Below are 18,976 nucleotides of genomic sequence, written 5' to 3'. Positions count from 1 at the left end.
TACTACGCCCTCAGGCGCGCTCGCGCAGGTCCCGACGTAATATCTTTCCGATAGATGACTTCGGTAAATTGTCCAGCCAACGGCACGCGGATGGTCATGCGCGTGCACCGTGCGGGTTACCACAGCGACGAGGCACTGCTGGCCGAACTGCAATGGGTCGAGGCGCTCGCCGACTATGGGGTGGACACAGCGCGAGTCATAGCCGCCACAGACGGCGCCTGGTTCAACAACGTGCAGGTGCCGCAGGTGCCTGAGGCGCGCCAGATCGATGTGATGGCCTGGCTGGAAGGCAAGCAGATCGGCAGTGTCGAACAGACCATTGATGATGTACCGGCAGCACGCCGTAACTATCGGATCATCGGAAAGCTGATGGCCCAGATGCACAACTTCGCCGTGCAATGGCAGGCGCCCGCCAGCTTCACCCGCCACGCCTGGGACGAACAAGGTCTGCTGGGTGAACAACCCTGGTGGGGACGCTTCTTGCCACCACACTGTTCCCCGTTCTGGGGGATGACTGTTTCGACGACCTGCTCGCGGCCCTGGTCGACGGCTATCAGGAGGTCCGTCCTCTGCCACCGGAGTTTGAGGAAATGCTGCCCGTGTTCTTCCTGTTGCGCGGCTTCACCTACCTGGGTTGGGTGCATGCGCGCAGCGAAACGGCTTCGGCCAAGTCACTCGCACCGCTGGTAGGAAGCGAACGGCCGGGGCTTGAGCAAAGAGCGCTGACTTGAACCCTTGACTGCAGTGTTACTTGTCCCTGCGATTCGCGATTTCAGTGCTCTTTGACTTTCTTGATACGCAGCACAATGAGCGAAAGGATAGCGATCGCGAGGGGCGTCATGATCAGCATGGCTTCCCGCGGGGCCAACTCGGCGCCGAGCAGGTTCAACCCCGAGTAACCAAGCTTGAGCAGGCTCAGCAGGTAGTAGGTGATGGCGATGATCGACAGGCCTTCCACGGCTCGCTGGATCTTGATCTGGGCATCGGCTCGGCTGTTCAGGCTTTTGAGGATCTCCGAGTTCTGTTCTTCCATTTCCACCTGAACCCGGGCTTGCAACAGGTCGCCCAGGTTGGCCACGCTTTTGGCCAGGTGTTCCAGGCGCTGTTCGGTGGCGGTGCAGTACCGGACGGTGGGCTTGAAGCGGCGCTCGATGAACACCCCGAGGCGTTGGCAATCACCTACGTGACTTTCGCGCAATTCGCCCAAGCGCTCGTACACCAGTTGGGCGTAGGCCTGGGTGCCACTGAATCGGTGGCGGGTTTTCGCGGTACTGCTGACCACTTGGGCTGAAAGGTTGGAGATGTCCGCCAGCAGGGCTTTTGCGTTGCCGCTGTCAGCGTCGGCGTTACGCTCGGAGAGGGTGACCAACGTCTTGTCAAAGACATCGAGTTGCGCGCTCAAGGTCTTCGCCGTGGTCAAGGACAGTGAGGCCATCATGCGGTAGGTCTCGATTTCCAGCAGGCGGCGGATCATCCGTCCTTGGCGGTAGGCGTTCAGGCGTCGGTTGACGAACAGCAAGTGGTTACTGCCGTCCTCGCAGAGACGAAAATCGCTCCAGACCACCGCATCGCCACCGCCCACGCAAGAACCGCACGGATCCTTGAAACCATAGCGGGCGAGGTCCAGGCCGGTTTCGCCACGCACGACGATCTGCACCGAGTTGATCAACTGCGGCAAATGCACTTCGACCTTTTGCGCCAGCACCTCTGGCAGCGATGTCCAGGACAGGTCATCGCTGGAAGAAGTGACCACCAGGGTCAGGGTGAAGAACTCGGCGTGGCGTTCCCATTTCAGGGCGTGGCCATCGAGCTGGGAAATGCCTTGGGCGGCATGCAGGTCGAAGGGGGCAGGACAGCAATTCTCAAGGAGCGCATTGCACTCCAATTCCCCGCCGAGGAAGGCCAGATGAAACACATGGGCCGGTTCGTCGAAATACAGTGACGGGCGCGCGTGCAGTTCGTTGTGCAGGGTTTGTCTTTGCGGATGCATGCTGTTCAGGCCATGTTGGTATTGTTATTGGCGCTTTCGATCAGGCTCCCCGGAAAAACTCAAAGTCGCTTCAGGGATTGATCGGCTGCTGATGTGGATGGGACACGTTGACGAACCCACGAGTCACTCGATACATCCGCATTACGCCGCACCCTGTCACCCTTGCTGAGGGGTCGGACGTTGTCGGTGCCGCTTTACCTGCGTCCGGTCGAAATGCTGGCAGGCAAGATCCTGCAAGCGAATGTTCGAACGAGGGGCAAATAGAAGGAGATGAGCAGCGGCCAGTACTGCGTCATCAACTGAAAAGCCTTCAGGGGGTGACTCAATGCCTGGCGAACTTGCTGACTTTCACTCTTCCCGAAAAGACACCAATGGCAGAAATGTTCGCAGTTGTTTGTAAGTAGACGATAACGGTTTTCTCCCAACCGGGAGAGCGCACGCCTCAGGATCTGTTCCGGCTTGAAACCGGGTTGCATATGCCTCCTGACACGGACCTGCCGCCCGTTGGCGAAACGGCTCAAACTTGGCCAACAGCGCATCCCAATGGCGCCCCCAAACCACTTTGTTCACGTTCCAACGCGCACCGCGGAACACGCCTTCGAGTTCCTGGATGATCTTGCTGTTGCCGCGAACCGGGCCGTCGAGGCGCTGCAGGTTGCAGTTTCAAGTCGCCGCCGTGTTCGTCGGTCGGAGCCTGGAAAAAATGGTTGAAGCCGACGTCGTAGAGCGTGGCGCTTGAGGCGAAGCTGGAAATATGACCGCCGAGATCCGGGTCTTTTTTGTTGGCGCGAACGACCATGGCCAGCGCGTTCCAGCGAACCATCGAGCGAATGCGTCGCTCGATAAACGGGTCTCCCGGCAGGCGTGCTTCGTGGCCGACCGGAATGGTGTTGCGGTAAGGCGTGGTAACGGCGTAGGGCAGTTGATAGCCGCCACGAGTGGCGAGTTCACCCATGCGGGTCATCAGGTATTGGGCGCGGTCTTCGCCTTCGTGATCAAGCACGGATTCCAGGGCGTCGAGCCATTCTTGTGTTTCAACCGGATCAAGGTCTTTCATTTCAATCACCGCTTGTGAGGACTTGCCGTCACACTAAGCGGGCAATTGAGCCAATCAAATAGCCAATTCCGGACAAGGTCAGGAGACCACTCGCCACTTGAGAAGCCGTCGAAGGGCAGTTTTTCAGCACGCTCTCTGCCCTTCATTTCATGGCCAGTCGTCAGCGTGACCCTGGGTCATCCGGCAACTTTTTCAACCGGTAGGCCAGCGCTGGTCGGGTCATTCCCAGCAGGCGCGCAGCTTCGGAGACATTCTGGTGAGCGCGCTCCATGGCGCCTTGCAAGAGCTGTTCTTCCATCGTTTCCAGGCTTACCCCCAGGTCGAGCAACCGATCCACCCACTCATCCGCTGGCTCCAGCTTCTGACTGATCAAATTGCCCTCGCTCGACAGGCCAATGCTATGGGCCTCGGCGGACTGGTGCGGGAACAGTGCCTCTACGGAAATGCTCTGATTGCTGTCAGTAATGATCACGCCGCGCTCGATCAGGTTTTCCAGCTCGCGAATATTGCCGGGCCAGTCGTAGCGCAGGCAGGCCTCGCTGGCACGATCCGACAACCCGAGGGTTTTTTTCTGGTAGCTCAAATGCAGCTTTTCCAGGAAATGTTCGATCAAGAGCGGGATGTCTTCGCGACGATCACGCAGGGCGGGAATTCGAACGGGATAGACGTTCAGTCGGTAGTAAAGGTCGGCGCGAAAACGTCCTTCCTTCACCGCCTGGCCGAGGTCTTCGTGAGTCGCGCCAATGACCCGGACATCGACATGGCGGGTCTGGCTATCGCCCACTCGCTCAAGTTCGCCTTCTTGCAAAACCCGTAGCAAGCTGGCTTGAGCCCGTGGTGTCAGCTCAATGATTTCATCGAGAAACAACGTGCCGCCATGCGCCCGCTCGAAGCGTCCCATGCGTGATTGTTGAGCCCCTGTGTAGGCGCCTTTTTCAACGCCAAACAGCTCGGCCTCGATCAGGTCTGGCGTGATGGCTGCGCAGTTCAGGGCAATGAAAGGGCCTCCAGCCCGCTCGCTTCGCAAGTGCAAACTGCGAGCAATGACCTCCTTGCCAACGCCGGTTTCACCCAGCAGCAAAACCGATGCTTTGCCCGGCGCAACCTTGTCAATCAGATCGCAGGTCTTGCGGTATATCGCCGAACGACCGATGCCGTAAAACTGACCTGCACGCAGTTGGAGACGTTGATTCATGTTCTCGACTTGCAGCTGCAGGGTGTGCAATTCGTCGATGATCGAATCACTTTGGAAATAGCGCATGAAGGTCTCGGCATCTTCCCATTCCTCCGCGGGCTTACCGATGATCCGGCACAATGCGTCGCCGCATCCACGGCAACTGACTTCCTTGTAAATGATCTGCCGGCCAATGAAGAACGACGAATAACTGATCGCGTATCCGAGCAGCATCCAGCAAATCGGCTGATCGGAATGCAGTTGTTCACTCTGGTGGTTTTCAACTTCAAAAGAGTCAATCCATTCGATGTCGGCATAGAAGGTTCCAGCCTCGATATCGATGTCCATCTTCACTGGACGGACGTTGACCATGCCCTTGAGCGAGTGCAACTGAGGGCCTGTCAGGAACATATCGATGTCACTGCCGTTGGGCCGTAGCTTTCGTGCCAGCTCCGCATCTTTGAGCCCGGACTGGTAGCCCAGGCGCAGGAAAAATCCCTTTGCGCGTTCTTCGCCGATCATCTCGATCAGCTCCCGACGAAACGATGCCATCGCCGACACCTGCATCAGCAGCATGCGTTGCTCATCAAGCCAGATCTTTCCTTCGCTGCCGAGAAAATGAATTCGATCAGTCAGATCCTTGAGCAGTGCTGAATGCTCAGAGGCTCGGTATTTCGTGGTCATGCAAACGCACCCCTGTGTTTTTTTGTTTGTGGGGATGACCCGGTTCCTACGCCTAGGCTGGGGCGTTACTGCGGCACCGTGTCGGGACTTTCGCGACGGTTTGGCTGCGCTGAAAATCCCTATATAGAACGTCCTGAAATCCACTTGAAAGTCAAATTTCTCAGCGCTTTCACCATTTGATAAAGAATAGTCAAATCCCTTACCAAATGATCAATTCCTCGAAGCCGACGCCGTGCTGAAACCCCCGCATCACGCGCGCAGATACTTTTTGTTGTTCATCCTAACTAGCTGTTTTTAAAGGCTTAATACTTTTATTTTTTCCAGTTTCAAGGCGCTGGCACCGTTGTTGCTCCGTACCCCTGCATAACTACAAGGGAGTACCCGAGCATGAGCCCATCTGGCAGCACCTTCGATCAAATGCCGCGCTACGTCCGTGTACGCAGCGAACCAGAAGATGCCTTCGTCGAATTCGATTTTGCCATCGGTTATCCCGAGCTGTTTGTCGAGCTGGTGCTGCCGCATCAGGCGTTCAAGCAGTTCTGCGAAAACAACCATGTGCAGCACATGGACACGCAAATGTCCGACGCCCTCGATGCCGATGCGCAGAAGTGGCGCTACGGCGAACCCCGCGACGCTGAATAAGCTGCCCCCCAGAAAACAACAACTACAGGAGTCCACTCCATGAGTGTCGAGATCAAGACGACAACCGTCGAGACGATCCGCAACACCTTTAGCCACACGCGTCGCCGGTTTGGCGACAAGGTCGCCAGCCGCTACCAGGAAGCCAGTTTCGACATCGAGTCTGCGACCAACTTCCATTATCGGCCGCTGTGGCAACCGGACAAATTGCTCAATGATGCCACCCGTACCGCCGTGGTCATGGCCGACTGGTACGCGGTCACCGACCCGCGCCAGTACTACTACGGCGCGTATGTTCAGGCTCGGGCCAAGATGCAGGAAAATGCCGAGCACGATTACGCGTTCTGTGAGAAACGCGACATGCCCGCCAGCCTCTCGCCGCACAATGTCCAGCTGATCAGCTCGCTGCTGTTGCCTCTGCGGCACGCCGAGCTGGGCGCGAACATGAACAACAGCAACATTGCCGCCGACGGCTTTGGCACCAGCGTCACCCAGATGCATATGTTCCAGGCCATGGATCGACTGGGTATCGCTCAGTACCTCTCGCGTATCGGCCTGATGCTCGATGACGGCGATGTCCTGCTCCTCGCCCAGGCCAAACAGCAGTGGCTGAACGCCCCTGCGTGGCAGGGGATGCGCCGCTACGTTGAAGACACATTGGTGGTGCGCGACTGGTTCGAATTGACCGTGGCGCAAAACGTGGTCAGCGATGGCCTGGTGTATCCGCTGCTGTTCCACAAACTCGACGAACAACTCTCGGCCAACGGCGCCGGTCAGGTCGGCATGCTGACCGAGTTCATGCGCCTGTGGTTCGCCGAAAGCCAACGCTGGGTCGATGCACTGCTCAAGACGGTGATCAACCAAAGCGCCGAGAACAAGGCGCTGGTGGAGGGCTGGGTCGATCACTGGAGCCAGCGTTCCGTCGAAGCCTTACGACCACTGGCTGGCCTGGGCCTGGATGAGTCCGCGCTGGATGCAGTCTGCAGCGAGTTCGCCACCCGCCTGAAGAAAGTCGGCCTGACCGGAGTGAAGCCATGACGTCCCTTGTTTACATCAACCTGCAAGACACCGATTACGCACGCTCGATCGTCGAAGCCATCCAGCAGGACAACCCCCACGCCGAGATCCAGCATCAGCCTTCGATGATTCGCATCGAGGCCCCGGGTCGTCTGGATATTCGCCGCGAAACCGTGGAGCAGATCACCGGCAGCCCGTGGGATATCCAGGAAATGCTGATGTACGTGATCACCCTGGGCGGCAACGTCGAGGAAGAAGACGACAGCTTTTCCCTGCACTGGAACAGCTGAACGACATCAGCTTGCAGTCAGCGTTTGATCGATAACAAGAATTCCGGAGAATCATCATGGCCGTGAAAAAACGCCTCAATGCCAAAGAAAAATACCGCTGCATGACCCGTGACCTGGATTGGGAGCCGAGCTACCAGACCCACGAGGATATCTATCCGCACGAACGTTTCGAAGGGATCAAGATCACCGACTGGGACAAGTGGGAAGACCCGTTCCGCTTGACCATGGACACCTACTGGAAATACCAGGCCGAGAAAGAGAAAAAGCTCTACGCGATCTTCGATGCGTTCTCGCAAAATAATGGCCATACCACGTTGTCGGACGCCCGTTACGTCAACGCGCTGAAGCTGTTCCTGTCGGGGGTCACACCACTGGAGTATCAGGCGTATCAAGGCTTCGCCCGGGTGGGCCGGCAATTCAGCGGCGCCGGTGCGCGGATTGCCTGCCAGATGCAGGCCATCGACGAACTGCGCCACGTGCAGACCCAGATTCACGCCATGAGTCACTACAACAAGCACTTCAACGGCTTGCATGATTTTGCCCATATGCACGACCGGGTGTGGTTCCTCTCGGTGCCCAAATCGTTCTTCGAGGACGCACGCACCGCAGGGCCGTTCGAGTTCCTCACGGCGATTTCGTTTTCGTTCGAGTACGTGCTGACCAACCTGCTGTTCGTGCCGTTCATGTCCGGCGCAGCGTTCAACGGCGACATGGCCACGGTCACCTTCGGCTTCTCCGCACAATCCGACGAAGCCCGGCACATGACCCTGGGCCTTGAGGTGATCAAGTTCTTGCTTGAGCAGCACGAAGACAACGTGCCGATCATCCAGCGCTGGATCGACAAGTGGTTCTGGCGTGGCTACCGCCTGCTGACGCTGGTGGGAATGATGATGGACTACATGCTGCCGAACAAAGTCATGTCCTGGTCTGAGGCCTGGGGTGTGTACTTCGAAGAGGCCGGTGGCGCGCTGTTCAAGGACCTGGAGCGTTACGGCATCCGTCCGCCCAAGCATGTCGAAGAGGCCAACATCGGCAAGGATCACATCAGCCACCAGGCCTGGGCGATCTTCTACCAGTACAGCCAGGCGACCAACTTCCACACCTGGATGCCCACTGACGAAGAGCTGGACTGGCTCTCGGAAAAGTACCCGGACACCTTCGACAAAATCTACCGCCCGCGCTTCGAACACTGGCGTGCGCTGCAAGAGAAGGGCGAGCGGTTCTACAACCCGACCCTGCCGATGCTCTGCCAGATCTGCCAGATCCCGCTGGGGTTCAGCGAGCCGGATGATCCGACGACGCTGAGCCATCGCAGTGCCGAGCACGAGGGTGAGCGTTATCACTTCTGCTCCCAGGGTTGCTGCGACATCTTTGAATACGAGCCGACCAAATACATCCAGGCCTGGTTGCCGGTGCACCAGATCCTGCAGGGCAATTGCGGTGGCGGGGATGTCGAGTCGGTTGTACGCGACTACTACAACATCAATCCCGGCCAGGACAACTTCGAGTACCTGGGCTCCTCCGAGCATCGGCGCTGGCAGGACTGGCACCCGAACGATCGCAACAGCGCGCCGGCCACCCCCGTAGACCCAGATCTGCTCAAGACCGGTTGAAGCCTGACGCTGGACCGAAGCGGACCTGCGTGTTCGCTTCCATTTCTACCTGACAAGAATAAGGACAAGATCATGCCCGTGACCGCTATTGGCGCCTATGAGGCCCAACCCCTGGATAGCCAGGACAAGTTCCATGGCTTGCAACTGGTGTACCTGTGCTGGGAAAGACACCTGATGTTTTGCGCCCCGTTTACCTTGCCGCTGCCACCGGCGATGCCATTCGGTGAGTTTATCGAGCAGGTGGTCAAGCCTTCGATCTCGCAACACCCGGATGCGCCACACGTCGATTTCAGCCAGGCAGTGTGGCGTCTCAACGATCAGCCGTTCACCCCGGACTACGCGGCGAGTCTGATCGACAATGGCATCGACCACAAAAGCCTGCTGCACCTCAATACGCCAGGCTTGAACGGCATTGCCGGCACTTTCAACTGAGGAACCGGTGATGAGCTACCAAGTAACCATCGAACCCACGGGTGAACAGATCGAGGTGGAGGAGGGCCAGACCATCCTTCAGGCGGCATTGCGCCAAGGGGTTTGGCTGCCGTTCGCCTGTGGCCACGGAACCTGCGCCACCTGCAAGGTTCAGGTGCTCGAAGGCGAGGCGGATGTGGGCGCGGCGTCGTCTTTCGCCCTGATGGATATGGAGCGGGATGAAGGCAAGGTCCTGGCCTGCTGTGCGATTCCGCAGAGCGACATGGTGATCGAGGCGGATATCGACGCGGACCCGGACTTCCTCGGCCATCCCGTGGAGGACTATCGGGCCGTTGTCACGGCACTGGTCGATCTGTCGCCCACGATCAAAGGTGTGCACCTCAAGCTTGATCGGCCGATGGCCTTCCAGGCCGGTCAGTACATCAACCTGCAATTGCCGGGGATTGAAGGCACGCGGGCGTTTTCACTGGCCAACCCGCCGAGCCGTGCAGACGAAGTCGAACTGCATGTGCGCCGCGTCGAGGGTGGGGTGGCCACTGCCAGGATTCATGACGAATTGAAGGTCGGCGATGGGGTGGAAATGTCCGGTCCCTATGGGCAGTTCTTCGTGCGGACATCCCAAGACGGTGATTTGATTTTCATCGCCGGCGGCTCGGGCTTGTCGAGTCCTCAGTCGATGATTCTCGACTTGTTGGAAGCCGGTGATGCGCGCCAGATCGTGCTGTTCCAAGGCGCTCGCAATCGCGCCGAATTGTACAACCGCGAATTGTTCGAGGCCCTGGCGCGGGATCACGCCAATTTCACCTACGTGCCGGCGCTCAGCCAAGCGGCGGACGACGCCGAGTGGACAGGCTTCAAGGGCTATGTGCACGACGCGGTGAAACACCATTTCGACGGTCGCTTCAGCAGTCGCAAGGCTTACCTGTGCGGGCCGCCGGTGATGATCGATTCGGCGATTACCTGCCTGATGCAAGGGCGCTTGTTTGAACGCGACATCTTCATGGAGCGTTTCTACAGCGCCGCCGACGGGGCCACGCAGAACACGCGGTCAGCGCTGTTCAAACGGATCTGAGTCTCAGTAGATCCAAGTTCACCGTAGATAAATGCCGGGCTCTGCTGACCTCCCGACGGTCAGCAGGGCTCCGGCTGACTATAAAAACAACAAAAGGTCATCGACTATGAAAGCTGTATCGAGAGCGAAGTGTTCCCGTCATCTGTGCCATGCCGGCTTGAGCGTGCTGGCGGCCACCAGCGCCATTGTCCACGCAGCTGAAAACGGCGGGTCTTCCTACCCGATGGGCTCAGAGAACTACATGTCCGGGGCGATGCCTCCGCCGGGGCTATATTCGCAGTTTTTTATCAATCACTACGAGGCCGATTCCCTGCGCGACAATCGCGGCGATAAAGTGCCCGTGGACTTCCGGGTACGGGCTAATGCCATTGCGCCGAGGCTGATCTGGGTTACCGAGCAGCAGGTGTTCGGCGGGAGCCTGGCGTTCCATGTCATCGCGCCTTTGGTAGACCTCAAGGTTGAAGTCAATGGCCAGTCGCAGAGCAAACAGGGCCTGGGTGACATGATCTTCGGGCCGGCACTGGGTTTTCATCACAGCGAAAAACTGCACAGCATCCTCGCCCTTGATTTCATCGCCCCCACCGGCGAATACGATCGCGGCGACCTGGCAAATATCGGGCGCAACTACTGGGTGGTTGAACCTGTACTGGCGGTGTCTTACATCGACCCGAACGGGCTCAACATCGACGCCAAGACCATGTATGACTTCAACCTGCGCAACAGCGCCACCGACTACCGTTCCGGCCAGGAACTGCACGTGGATTACGCCGTAGGTTGGGGCTTGGGCAATTGCTGGGTGCTGGGTGTGGGCGGGTACGTGCTCTACCAGACCACGGACGACCGCAAGGACGGCGAACGTGTCAAAGACAATAAGGGGCGGGCGATGGCGATCGGCCCTTCGGTGAAATACACGAGCGACAAGGGCTGGTTTTTAACCGCCAAATGGGAACAGGAAACCCAGGTTCGTAACCGCGCAGAAGGTAATGCCTATTGGGTGAAGTTGACGGTGCCTTTTTGATGGGTTCCTTAGGTTGACAGGGACGCTCGACGGCGCGGTATCCCCTGTGTGACCCGCCACCTGCCGTACGCTTGGCCTGAATCAGCGTTTCTCTTGCTCAGGCAGTGGTAGGTGGCTGTTTTAAAACAATTATTTTGGGCTTCCAAGGTGATGAAAAAGTTGATAGATTGCGCGCGTTCTTGCACAGGCCCTTACAGGGCTTGTACTCGTAGCAGCAGATACAGGGGCGTCGCCAAGCGGTAAGGCAGCAGGTTTTGATCCTGCCATGCGTTGGTTCGAATCCAGCCGCCCCTGCCATTTTCCTTCGTCATCCCAGGCAGGACTCAGCCGGCAGGCATTGCGCGAGTCCGGGATGAAGAAATCGGATGCAGCTTTTCGTCGAATTGATCCAGCGAGACGAACGCAAGCGTTTGCAGTGTGTCGAGCGAACGCAAGTGCTGGCGGTACTGCTCTAACAGATCGGCGCGTGCCTCTCGGGAGATGTACGGCACATGATGCGCAACAAAGGTTGGCAGCACCGCCATCCCGGTATAGGCCAGCGTGCCGCGCAGGATGGGACGAAGCATATCGTTGAGCTCACCGTGCACGCCGTCCCGGACCAGCATGTGTGGCAGACCGCCAATGGTGATGGCGAGCATGGCCTTCTTGCCCACCAGACCGCCCTGGTCGTAAAAGCGCTTGCCGCCGTAGCAAACCCCTGAAATCAGTACGCGGTCAATCCAGCCTTTCATGATCGCCGGCATCGAGAACCAATAGATCGGGAAGTTGAAGATCACAAGATCCGCTCTTAGCAACTTGTCCAATTCCCGCTGGATATCAGGTGCCAGCGTGCGTTGCGAATAGTTGTGACGCTGCTCCAGCGCATAGGTCAGGTACTCTGGATTGGCACGGCTGCCAAAATCCGCTGCATCGGCAACCGGATTCCAGCGCATGGCATACAGGTCAGACACGTCGACGGTATGGCCTTGCTCCTGCAGTTCTTCGACCGCCAGATTTTTCATGGCTGTATTGAATGACTGCGACTCGTTGTGCGCCTGAACAATAAGAATGTGCATTGGATCTATCTCCCGTGAGCCAGGGTTGTGGACCCATCAGCCCGTGATCTCTTTACCAAAGATGCCGCGTGCGATGACCAGTTTCTGAATTTCATTGGTGCCCTCATAGATCTCGGCGATCTTGCAGTCGCGGTAGATTTCTTCGACCCGGTAGTGCGAACCGTCTGCCGCCAGTTCGCGCATAAATCCATAACCACCAAAGATCTGTACGGCATCACGGGCGAATTCACCGGCGAGGTTAGTGCCGTACCATTTGGCCATCGCGGCCTCGGGTTCCGGGAAAGCATGACCCTCGTCCATGCGTAACGCCGCCTTGAGATACAGATTGCGGGCGTTTTCGATTTCAGTGGAGCGCTCAGCCATCTTGAATTGCCAGTGCTGGAACTGCGCGATGGCTTTGCCGAAAGCCCGGCGGGTCTTGAGGCGCTCGACACTGTGATCAAACAATGCCTGGGCCATGCCTGTCCCACTCGCGGCAATCCCTACTCGTCCGTATGTCAGCGTTTGCAGCGCTATCTTGAGGCCTTGACCCGGCTGGCCAACAACGTTGGCCATTGGCACCCTGACGTTGTCGAAGTGGATGTCCGCCGTCAGCTGGCCATGGTTGCCCATTTTCTTGTCGGGTTCGCCAACCTGGACACCCGGCCAATTCAATTCGACCACGAGCTCGGTCATGCGCGCGCCATCGACGCAGAGCAATACAACAAAGTCGGCGACGGGGGCGTTGGAAATGAAGCGTTTGTGGCCGTTGACGATGTAGCCATCCTCGGTACGCGTGGCGTGGGTGCGCATGGCCTCGATGCTCAGATCGGTACTGGCGTCCGGCTCGGTAGTGGCGAAGCTCCCGATCTTGTCGCCGTTGAGCAAGGGCGTGAGGTAGCGTTGCTTGATCGAGTCTGACCCGTGTTTCAGCGCATTGCCCGCGAGAATGCAATGCACGTCGACGATGGCGGCCACCGAATTGGAATGGTAAGCCAGCTCTTCAATCATCACGGCAGTGGCTGCGGCCGGGAACTTGAGTCCCCGTCCGCCAACGTCGGCAGCAAAGGGGATGCCGAACAAACCTGCCTTGGCCATTTTGGCGAACAAGTCACGCGGGAAGGCGGCGACGGACTCCTCGGTGTGGCCGATGGCATAAGCCACCGGTGCGACATGTTCATCAGCGAAGCGACGAACCTCCTGGCGAATGGCCAGGATTTCTTGCGGGGTATTCAGGTCGTGGTACAGGCTGTCCTGGTAGCGGGGAATCGTATTGGCGCAAGCATCGGCAACAGGGAACATGCGTTTTCTCGTCTGAAGTTGAGGGAAGCAACATGGCAAGAACTGTAAAGAGCGCCATGGGATGACGTAATAGGCAAAAACGACTGTAAATATGCGAGTATCGCCATGTCCACTTAAAAAGGTGCTGCCATGCCTACCGTTGCGATTCTGGGTTTTGACGATTCCTATGCCTCCGTTATTGGAGGATTTGCCGACATGCTTCAGGTCGCCAACGCGCATATGTCCAAGCAGGGGATGCCGTCAGCCGGGCTGTTTGAATGGCATTTCATCTCGCAGAACGGGCTGCCTGTGCGCACGAGCAACGGGCTTGAGCTTGCCATGCGGCCCCTGCCGAAAAACCAGGATTACGACCTGGTCTTCATCCCCAGCCTGCATTACCGGGGCTGGCAATCGTTTCAGCAGTTCCTGGAGAATCAGGCCGCTGTGCGCGACTGGCTGGTCAAGCAATGGCGACAGGGTGCTTGGCTCTGTGCGAATTGCACGGGCACCTTTTTGCTCGCCGATACGGGCTTGCTCAATGACAAAGTCGCAACGACCACATGGTGGCTGGAGAGGCATTTTCGCGAGCGATTCCCGCAGGTCGATTTGCAAATGCGTCCATTGGTGACCGAGTCCGAGCGTCTGGTGTGTGGCGGCGCACATGCCACCTTTTTGTTGCAAGCCATTCACGTGCTCAACCAATTTGCGGGGAAGGCAATAGCCATGCAGTGCGCTCGTAGCATGCTGATCGATTTGACCCAGACGACACAGACGCCTCTGCAGCCGCTGATTGCCGACAAGACACACAACGATCCCTTGATTCAACGCGCACAGAAGTGGCTTCAGGATCACATGGCCGAACCGGTACGCATGACAGACCTGGCACAGAGGCTGGCAGTCAGCGAACGCACCTTGATACGCCGCTTCAACGCAGTGCTTGAGCAGTCACCGTTGACCTATTTACAGAACTTGCGCATCGACACCGCCCGGGCATTACTGGAGGCCGGCGACCTGAGCACCGAGCGAATCGCTCAATATGTCGGGTATAGCGATATCAGCTCGTTTACTCGCCTGTTTCGTGAGCGCGTTGGATTCACGCCGGGGGCTTATCGAGCGAGGTTTCAGTTGCCAGCGGCGGATTGAAAGCAGGGTTGGTAGAGGACGCCGCCATGAGCTTTACAGACAGGGTTGATTGCGAGGAGTTGGGAGTCTGTCCCACGCTTGCTTTGGGTCGGCATCCTTCCTCCTCGCAACACATCCTCTTTCGTCCAAATGCATGGTTTGCCGCTTTAGCTTTGAGCCTGCGCGGCGTTTGCGCTCGATCACTTCATGAGCGGATGCTCAAGACTCGCGTACCGGATCGATGACCCGCAGGATGGGATGCTCATGGCCCTCCACGTGCCATTTCACCCAGAGCCGACGACGTGTGTCCTCCTTTTTGTCGGGCTCGATAGACAGCCAGTTGCGGCTGGCAATCAGGCATTTACCGTCGTAACCGATGGGTTGCATATCGGCCGTCAGGTCGGTGTCAATCTGTTCGCGGTTGCTGGTGATGGCTTCCAGGCTGCTGATTGCGAGCGGATGCATGGGGGGATGGATGATGCCCGTCGAAATCAGCTGGTGGATGACCTCGGCCCCGTGGTTGCCATGCTTCGGGCTCGCAGACCGGATGACGCTGGCTGCGGCGACGTGCACATCGCCGGACACGATGGTGACCTTGCAGGTCTTGTCCTTGGCGAAGTCCAGCAGGCCGTTGATCAGTTGCTTGCGTTCGTTCTTGTGCGGCTGGTGCCGCCAATGGTCGCGGAAGTCGTCCTCAGGACCGATCTCACCTGGAATCCAGCCCACTAGCGCCTCGAGTAACGCCAGACTGACGAAGGACACCGGTATGCTGGACACGAACAGCAGGTGCGAATGGCCGCTGTCTGGCAAGTTTTTGATCCAACCGAACATCTCGTCGATGCTCTGCTGCGACATGATTTGCGTGGGCTGCTTGAGTTTGTGGTGCTTGGTTTTGATGTCCGGGGAACGCTCATACCTGAGATCAGGTACCACGATGGCCATGTTGCCGAGACCGCCGAAAGCGAACGAGTGGCCTTGACGGGTGATCGCCCCGGGGCGCGTTTCATCTTCGCGGATTTGCTGTTGGAAAATGCGGAAGTAGCTCGTCGCGATCCGGAACAACCCCTGGTGCACCGGGCTTTCGTGCAGGGCTTGGGGATAGGAGCCCCAGCCATCGATGATGTCGTGATCGTCCCACATCATCAGCGTAGGTACTGACTTGAGCATCTCGAGCAGTTCCGGCCTGGACCAGTAGCGCGGGTAGACGTTTGCGAAGAACTCGTCTGCCTGAACCTCCATTTCCTCGGTCCACTCTTCGTCATCCCGGTTCCAGGAAAACATCTTGTACCAGTCGTTGAGGGGACCGCGGCTCTGCAGCAGCTCGTCGCTGTAGATCTGATCTCCTCCCATGATCAGCAGATTGTACCTGGCCTTCTTGTGGGCCTCGGCGAGGTTGACCCAACGCTCCCCGTAGCGCGTACCCAGTGCGCGCAGGTATTTCACGTCGGAGACGCCATTGCACGAAGCATAGGCGATGCTCGGTGCCTGACCCTGGCAGGGTACGTGGAACATGCTGGACTCGCCGCCGAGGGAATAGTTGACCTTTAGCTCCGCAGCTCCCTGCTGGATCTTCATGTCCAGCCGCCACACAGCCATGCTGGGACTCTTGAAGGGGATTTGCGCGATCAACAACAGCGAGGCGTCATGCTCCGGCAGCACCTGGTAGGCCGGTGGTGGCTTGTCCAACCCCTGAACCAGGAGCGCCGATACGCAGTATTTCTGATTGTCGATACCTCGAAAGCTAAGAAACGGACCGAACGAATCCATATGCAGTCCTCATTGACAGAGAAGAAGAGCTCCAGCGCCGTTAGGCGGAGGGGTTGCGGCAAGGATAGCCAGCTTTTCTGAATCGGACAGGCCGTTTGCTAGTACCTATTGGTTTTCTGATCTCATGCCTTTTGCCACCTCCAGTACTGTTCTTCTGATTGCCGGAAAGTGCGGGCAACCCGCAGCTCAAAAGTACGTCGGCCATGTACTCATTTCATGCCGCCCGACCCCGTTATTGATCCCGCGTCGCTGAGCCGCCAGTGCCTCGACGAGAAAGCGACGGGTTTCTCCCGGTGCAATCACCTCATGCGTGCCCATCGCACCGGCCAGGGCAAAGGCCGAGGTGTCTTTTGAGAATTCAGCGTGCAGCCGGTCGTAGCGCTCGGGATCGGCTTCGCGCGTCACGTCATGCACGACGCTGACCGCAACGCCGGGGTCGACGAAACTGACGTCGGCCATGCACCAGGCCGCCGACTGGTCGCTGTTGCGGCCGCCGCCGAAATTCAAGTAGGCCTGGCCGAAACTTTTGCGCACGATCACCGAGAGCTTCGGTACCGAGCACAGTTGCACGGCGTGAATCATGTTCATGATGTGTGCGGGCGCGCTGCGTTTCTCGCCTTCGATGCCGACAAGGAAACCGGGCGTATCGACGAGGAATACCAGCGGGATGTTGAACGAGTCGCACATGGCGATAAACCCGGTGGCCTTACGACAGGCGTCGGCGTCCAGCGCACCGCCTTTGAACTGCGGATTGGAAGCGACGATACCGATGCTGGCACCCTCAAGACGGGCGAGGGCGGTGACGACCGAACGGCCGAAGCGGTCCTTGAGGGGAAACAGGCTGTCGCGATCGACCAGTGTGGCGAGTAGCTTGCGCATGTCGTAGGTCTTGGCGCGCTCGATGGGGACGATGGTTTCAGGTCCTGACGAATCCGGGCGGTCCTCGGGCTCGCAGGGCAGCACGGCGGGCGTCTCTTTCGAGTGGGAGGGCAGATAGCTGAGAAACCTTCGGATGGCGATTAACGCTTCCTGGTCATTGTTGACGACCATGTCGGCCAGCCCGGTGATTTCAGCGTGCATGCGCCAGCCACCAAGCTCTTCGGTATCCGATGATTCACCGATCGCCACGGCGGTGACCTTGGGGCTGGAGACGGCGAGCAGTGCGCCCTTGCGCATCACCGTGAAGTCGGACAGGCACGAATACCAGCTCGCCGAGCCAAAGCAAGGGCCGAGCACCGCGCTGACCCAGGGAATCTCGCGGCGCCGGCAGTATTGCTGGGCATCCTGACCGCCACTGGCCATGCTCGCTGCGCCCATCGCGTCCTGCATCCGCTGGCCGGACGATTCGCCGAGAAAGATCAACGGCATGCCGTTGCGCGTGGCGCATTCCTTCATGTACGCGATCTTGCGCGCATTGATCCACGAGGACGACGCGCCTTTCACCGTCATGTCGTTGGACACGACCGCTACTCGACGCGAGTCGATGCGACCGAAGCCGGTGATCTTGCCGTCGGCGGGTGTGCTGTCGCGATCCTCGGGGCGGGAAGAATGGGCGAGCATGCCGATCTCGCTGAAGGACTGCGGGTCCAGCAGACCTTCCAGGCGTTCACGTGCGTTAAGCACGCCGGCGTCGCGGCGCGCCTGAAGCTTGGCTTCGCCGCCCATTTGCAGGGTGCTCGTGCGGCGGGCCTGTAGTTCCTGTTCTGGTGATAGGTGTTCGCAGGTCATCGGTAAGTCTCATTGGGAATTATGACGGCACGTCCGACGATTTCGCCGCGACGCAGTTTGCTCAAAACGTGCGGGACTTCATCCAGCCGATGGCGGTTCAGGTGGATCGGCAGGCGTCCGGCGGAGGCCAGCGCGATGAGTTCGATCAGCTCGGACTTGCTGCCACCGAAGGTGGTGCTGATCATCGCGCCGTAGGGCAGCGCGCCATCGCGTAGCTCGAATGCGCCGCGTCCCCGACCGACGATCACGATGTGCCCGAGTGGGCGAATCACACCGGCAGCAAGACGTATCGTGTCGCCGCTGCCGACAAAATCCAGCACCGCATCGACCCGGCCAATACGCTTTAAAAACAATTCAGGTGTTAAATCGGTGGCATCCAAAACCCGATCCACCCCTTGACTGACGGCCAGCCCCAACGCCTCGACTCGGGTATCGATCGCAATGACCTGGGCCGCGGTGATCGCGCCAAGCGCGGCGATTGCGATATGCCCCAGCCCACCGACACCAATGACCAGCACGCTACTGCCGGGTTGCAGCAGGGGGGCGACGCGCTTGACCGCGTGGTAGGAGCTGAGTCCGGCATCGGTCAGCGGCGCGACTTTCCAGGGTTCCAGATTACCGATATCGACCAGACAGTCTTCGTTCACCACCACGTATTCGGCGAGTCCGCCGTCGTACCCGCCGCCGTAGATGCGCCGCGACGTGGAGCAATAGTTATTCCAGCCGTCGATGCAGGCTCGGCAGTGACCACAGCCGGGAATGCTCACGGCACACCCCTGACCGACTGTCCAGCAGTTGACGCCCGGTCCGAGCGCGTCGATCCAGCCGGCGATCTCATGACCGAGGGTCATCGGCAGTTGCACATCCAGGTGCGGTGGCGAGCAGCACAGATCGTCCAGTGCATGCAGATCGGACTGACAGAGGCCATTGCCGCCGACCCGCAGGCGCACTTCACCGGGACCGGGAACCGGCACAGGCACTTCGCACAGGCGACCGCCGTCATGCCAATCGAACATGCGAAAGGCTTGCATGGTGCGTATGGGCGTTGGCGCACTCAT

17 protein-coding genes, 1 tRNA gene and 2 pseudogenes are annotated in these 18,976 nt (G+C 58.7%); 11 read left to right on the top strand and 9 right to left on the bottom strand.

The window, feature by feature from the left end; all coding sequences use genetic code 11:
• Positions 1-54 precede the first annotated feature (54 nt).
• Positions 55-438: pseudogene (locus tag ACA055_RS16595) on the top strand (phosphotransferase enzyme family protein); the annotation flags it as partial.
• A 29-nt stretch (positions 439-467) separates the two neighbouring features.
• A complete protein-coding gene (locus ACA055_RS16590) occupies positions 468-731 on the top strand; it encodes a hypothetical protein (protein ID WP_497684519.1) in 264 nt (87 codons plus the stop codon).
• A 41-nt stretch (positions 732-772) separates the two neighbouring features.
• Here the strand turns inward: ACA055_RS16590 and ACA055_RS16585 are convergent, their stop codons facing one another.
• The 4 genes and pseudogenes from ACA055_RS16585 to ACA055_RS16570 all read right to left on the bottom strand — a co-directional run bounded on the left by ACA055_RS16585 (position 773) and on the right by ACA055_RS16570 (position 4,905).
• Positions 773-1,990 carry a DUF3422 domain-containing protein gene (locus ACA055_RS16585; RefSeq protein ID WP_497679630.1) on the bottom strand — a complete coding sequence of 406 codons (1,218 nt, stop codon included), beginning with the start codon at positions 1,988-1,990 and terminating at the stop codon, positions 773-775.
• A gap of 194 nt (positions 1,991-2,184) precedes the next feature.
• Positions 2,185-2,466, bottom strand: a complete 282-nt coding sequence (locus ACA055_RS16580) for a lecithin retinol acyltransferase family protein (RefSeq protein ID WP_497679629.1) — start codon at positions 2,464-2,466, stop codon at positions 2,185-2,187.
• A gap of 46 nt (positions 2,467-2,512) precedes the next feature.
• Positions 2,513-3,047 (bottom strand): annotated as a pseudogene (locus ACA055_RS16575) (pyruvate dehydrogenase E1 component-related protein); the annotation flags it as partial.
• A 160-nt stretch (positions 3,048-3,207) separates the two neighbouring features.
• Positions 3,208-4,905, bottom strand: coding sequence for a sigma 54-interacting transcriptional regulator (locus ACA055_RS16570; RefSeq protein ID WP_497679628.1), 1,698 nt, complete (start codon positions 4,903-4,905; stop codon positions 3,208-3,210).
• A gap of 387 nt (positions 4,906-5,292) precedes the next feature.
• On the opposite strand from ACA055_RS16570, the gene ACA055_RS16565 reads away from it, so the two are divergent.
• From ACA055_RS16565 to ACA055_RS16530, 8 genes are all read left to right on the top strand, one after another.
• Positions 5,293-5,547 carry a phenol hydroxylase subunit gene (locus ACA055_RS16565; RefSeq protein WP_497679627.1) on the top strand — a complete coding sequence of 85 codons (255 nt, stop codon included), beginning with the start codon at positions 5,293-5,295 and terminating at the stop codon, positions 5,545-5,547.
• Between the two features lie 39 nt (positions 5,548-5,586).
• Entirely contained in the window at positions 5,587-6,582 is a 996-nt protein-coding gene (locus ACA055_RS16560; RefSeq protein WP_497679626.1) for an aromatic/alkene monooxygenase hydroxylase subunit beta, read from the top strand.
• Positions 6,579-6,851: an MmoB/DmpM family protein gene (locus ACA055_RS16555; RefSeq protein ID WP_497679625.1), complete on the top strand. Its 273-nt coding sequence runs from the start codon at positions 6,579-6,581 to the stop codon at positions 6,849-6,851. Before ACA055_RS16560 ends, ACA055_RS16555 begins: the two co-directional genes overlap by 4 nt.
• A 56-nt stretch (positions 6,852-6,907) precedes the next feature.
• Positions 6,908-8,464, top strand: coding sequence for an aromatic/alkene/methane monooxygenase hydroxylase/oxygenase subunit alpha (locus ACA055_RS16550; protein WP_497679624.1), 1,557 nt, complete (start codon positions 6,908-6,910; stop codon positions 8,462-8,464).
• A gap of 72 nt (positions 8,465-8,536) precedes the next feature.
• Positions 8,537-8,896, top strand: coding sequence for a phenol hydroxylase subunit P4 (locus ACA055_RS16545; RefSeq protein ID WP_497679623.1), 360 nt, complete (start codon positions 8,537-8,539; stop codon positions 8,894-8,896).
• Between the two features lie 10 nt (positions 8,897-8,906).
• Positions 8,907-9,968, top strand: coding sequence for an NADH:ubiquinone reductase (Na(+)-transporting) subunit F (locus tag ACA055_RS16540; RefSeq protein WP_497679622.1), 1,062 nt, complete (start codon positions 8,907-8,909; stop codon positions 9,966-9,968).
• 106 nt (positions 9,969-10,074) lie between these two features.
• Positions 10,075-10,986 (top strand): SphA family protein, encoded by a 912-nt coding sequence (locus ACA055_RS16535; RefSeq protein WP_497679621.1) that lies wholly within the window; start codon positions 10,075-10,077, stop codon positions 10,984-10,986.
• A 222-nt stretch (positions 10,987-11,208) separates the two neighbouring features.
• Positions 11,209-11,283, top strand: a tRNA-Gln gene (locus ACA055_RS16530).
• Positions 11,284-11,309: 26 nt separating this feature from the next.
• Here the strand turns inward: ACA055_RS16530 and ACA055_RS16525 are convergent.
• Positions 11,310-12,041 (bottom strand): NAD(P)H-dependent oxidoreductase, encoded by a 732-nt coding sequence (locus ACA055_RS16525; protein ID WP_497679620.1) that lies wholly within the window; start codon positions 12,039-12,041, stop codon positions 11,310-11,312.
• Positions 12,042-12,077: 36 nt separating this feature from the next.
• Positions 12,078-13,322: an acyl-CoA dehydrogenase family protein gene (locus ACA055_RS16520; protein ID WP_497679619.1), complete on the bottom strand. Its 1,245-nt coding sequence runs from the start codon at positions 13,320-13,322 to the stop codon at positions 12,078-12,080.
• A 129-nt stretch (positions 13,323-13,451) separates the two neighbouring features.
• Here ACA055_RS16520 and ACA055_RS16515 point away from each other — a divergent pair, with 129 nt between their 5' ends.
• Positions 13,452-14,444, top strand: coding sequence for a GlxA family transcriptional regulator (locus tag ACA055_RS16515; RefSeq protein ID WP_497679618.1), 993 nt, complete (start codon positions 13,452-13,454; stop codon positions 14,442-14,444).
• Positions 14,445-14,642: 198 nt separating this feature from the next.
• On the opposite strand, the gene ACA055_RS16510 is transcribed toward ACA055_RS16515, so the two are convergent.
• The 3 genes from ACA055_RS16510 to ACA055_RS16500 all read right to left on the bottom strand — a co-directional run bounded on the left by ACA055_RS16510 (position 14,643) and on the right by ACA055_RS16500 (position 18,976).
• Positions 14,643-16,190, bottom strand: a complete 1,548-nt coding sequence (locus tag ACA055_RS16510; RefSeq protein WP_497679617.1) for an alkaline phosphatase D family protein — start codon at positions 16,188-16,190, stop codon at positions 14,643-14,645.
• Between the two features lie 186 nt (positions 16,191-16,376).
• Complete coding sequence (locus tag ACA055_RS16505; protein ID WP_497679616.1) at positions 16,377-17,918, bottom strand: acyl-CoA carboxylase subunit beta; 1,542 nt, start codon at positions 17,916-17,918, stop codon at positions 16,377-16,379.
• Positions 17,915-18,976, bottom strand: a complete 1,062-nt coding sequence (locus tag ACA055_RS16500) for an alcohol dehydrogenase catalytic domain-containing protein (protein ID WP_497679615.1) — start codon at positions 18,974-18,976, stop codon at positions 17,915-17,917. The genes ACA055_RS16505 and ACA055_RS16500 overlap by 4 nt, the downstream gene beginning before the upstream one ends.

The organism is Pseudomonas sp. LBUM1657, from assembly GCF_059716075.1.
The sequence above is the reverse complement of the archived record's forward strand: the minus strand, read 5'-3'. Positions and strand labels throughout refer to the sequence as shown.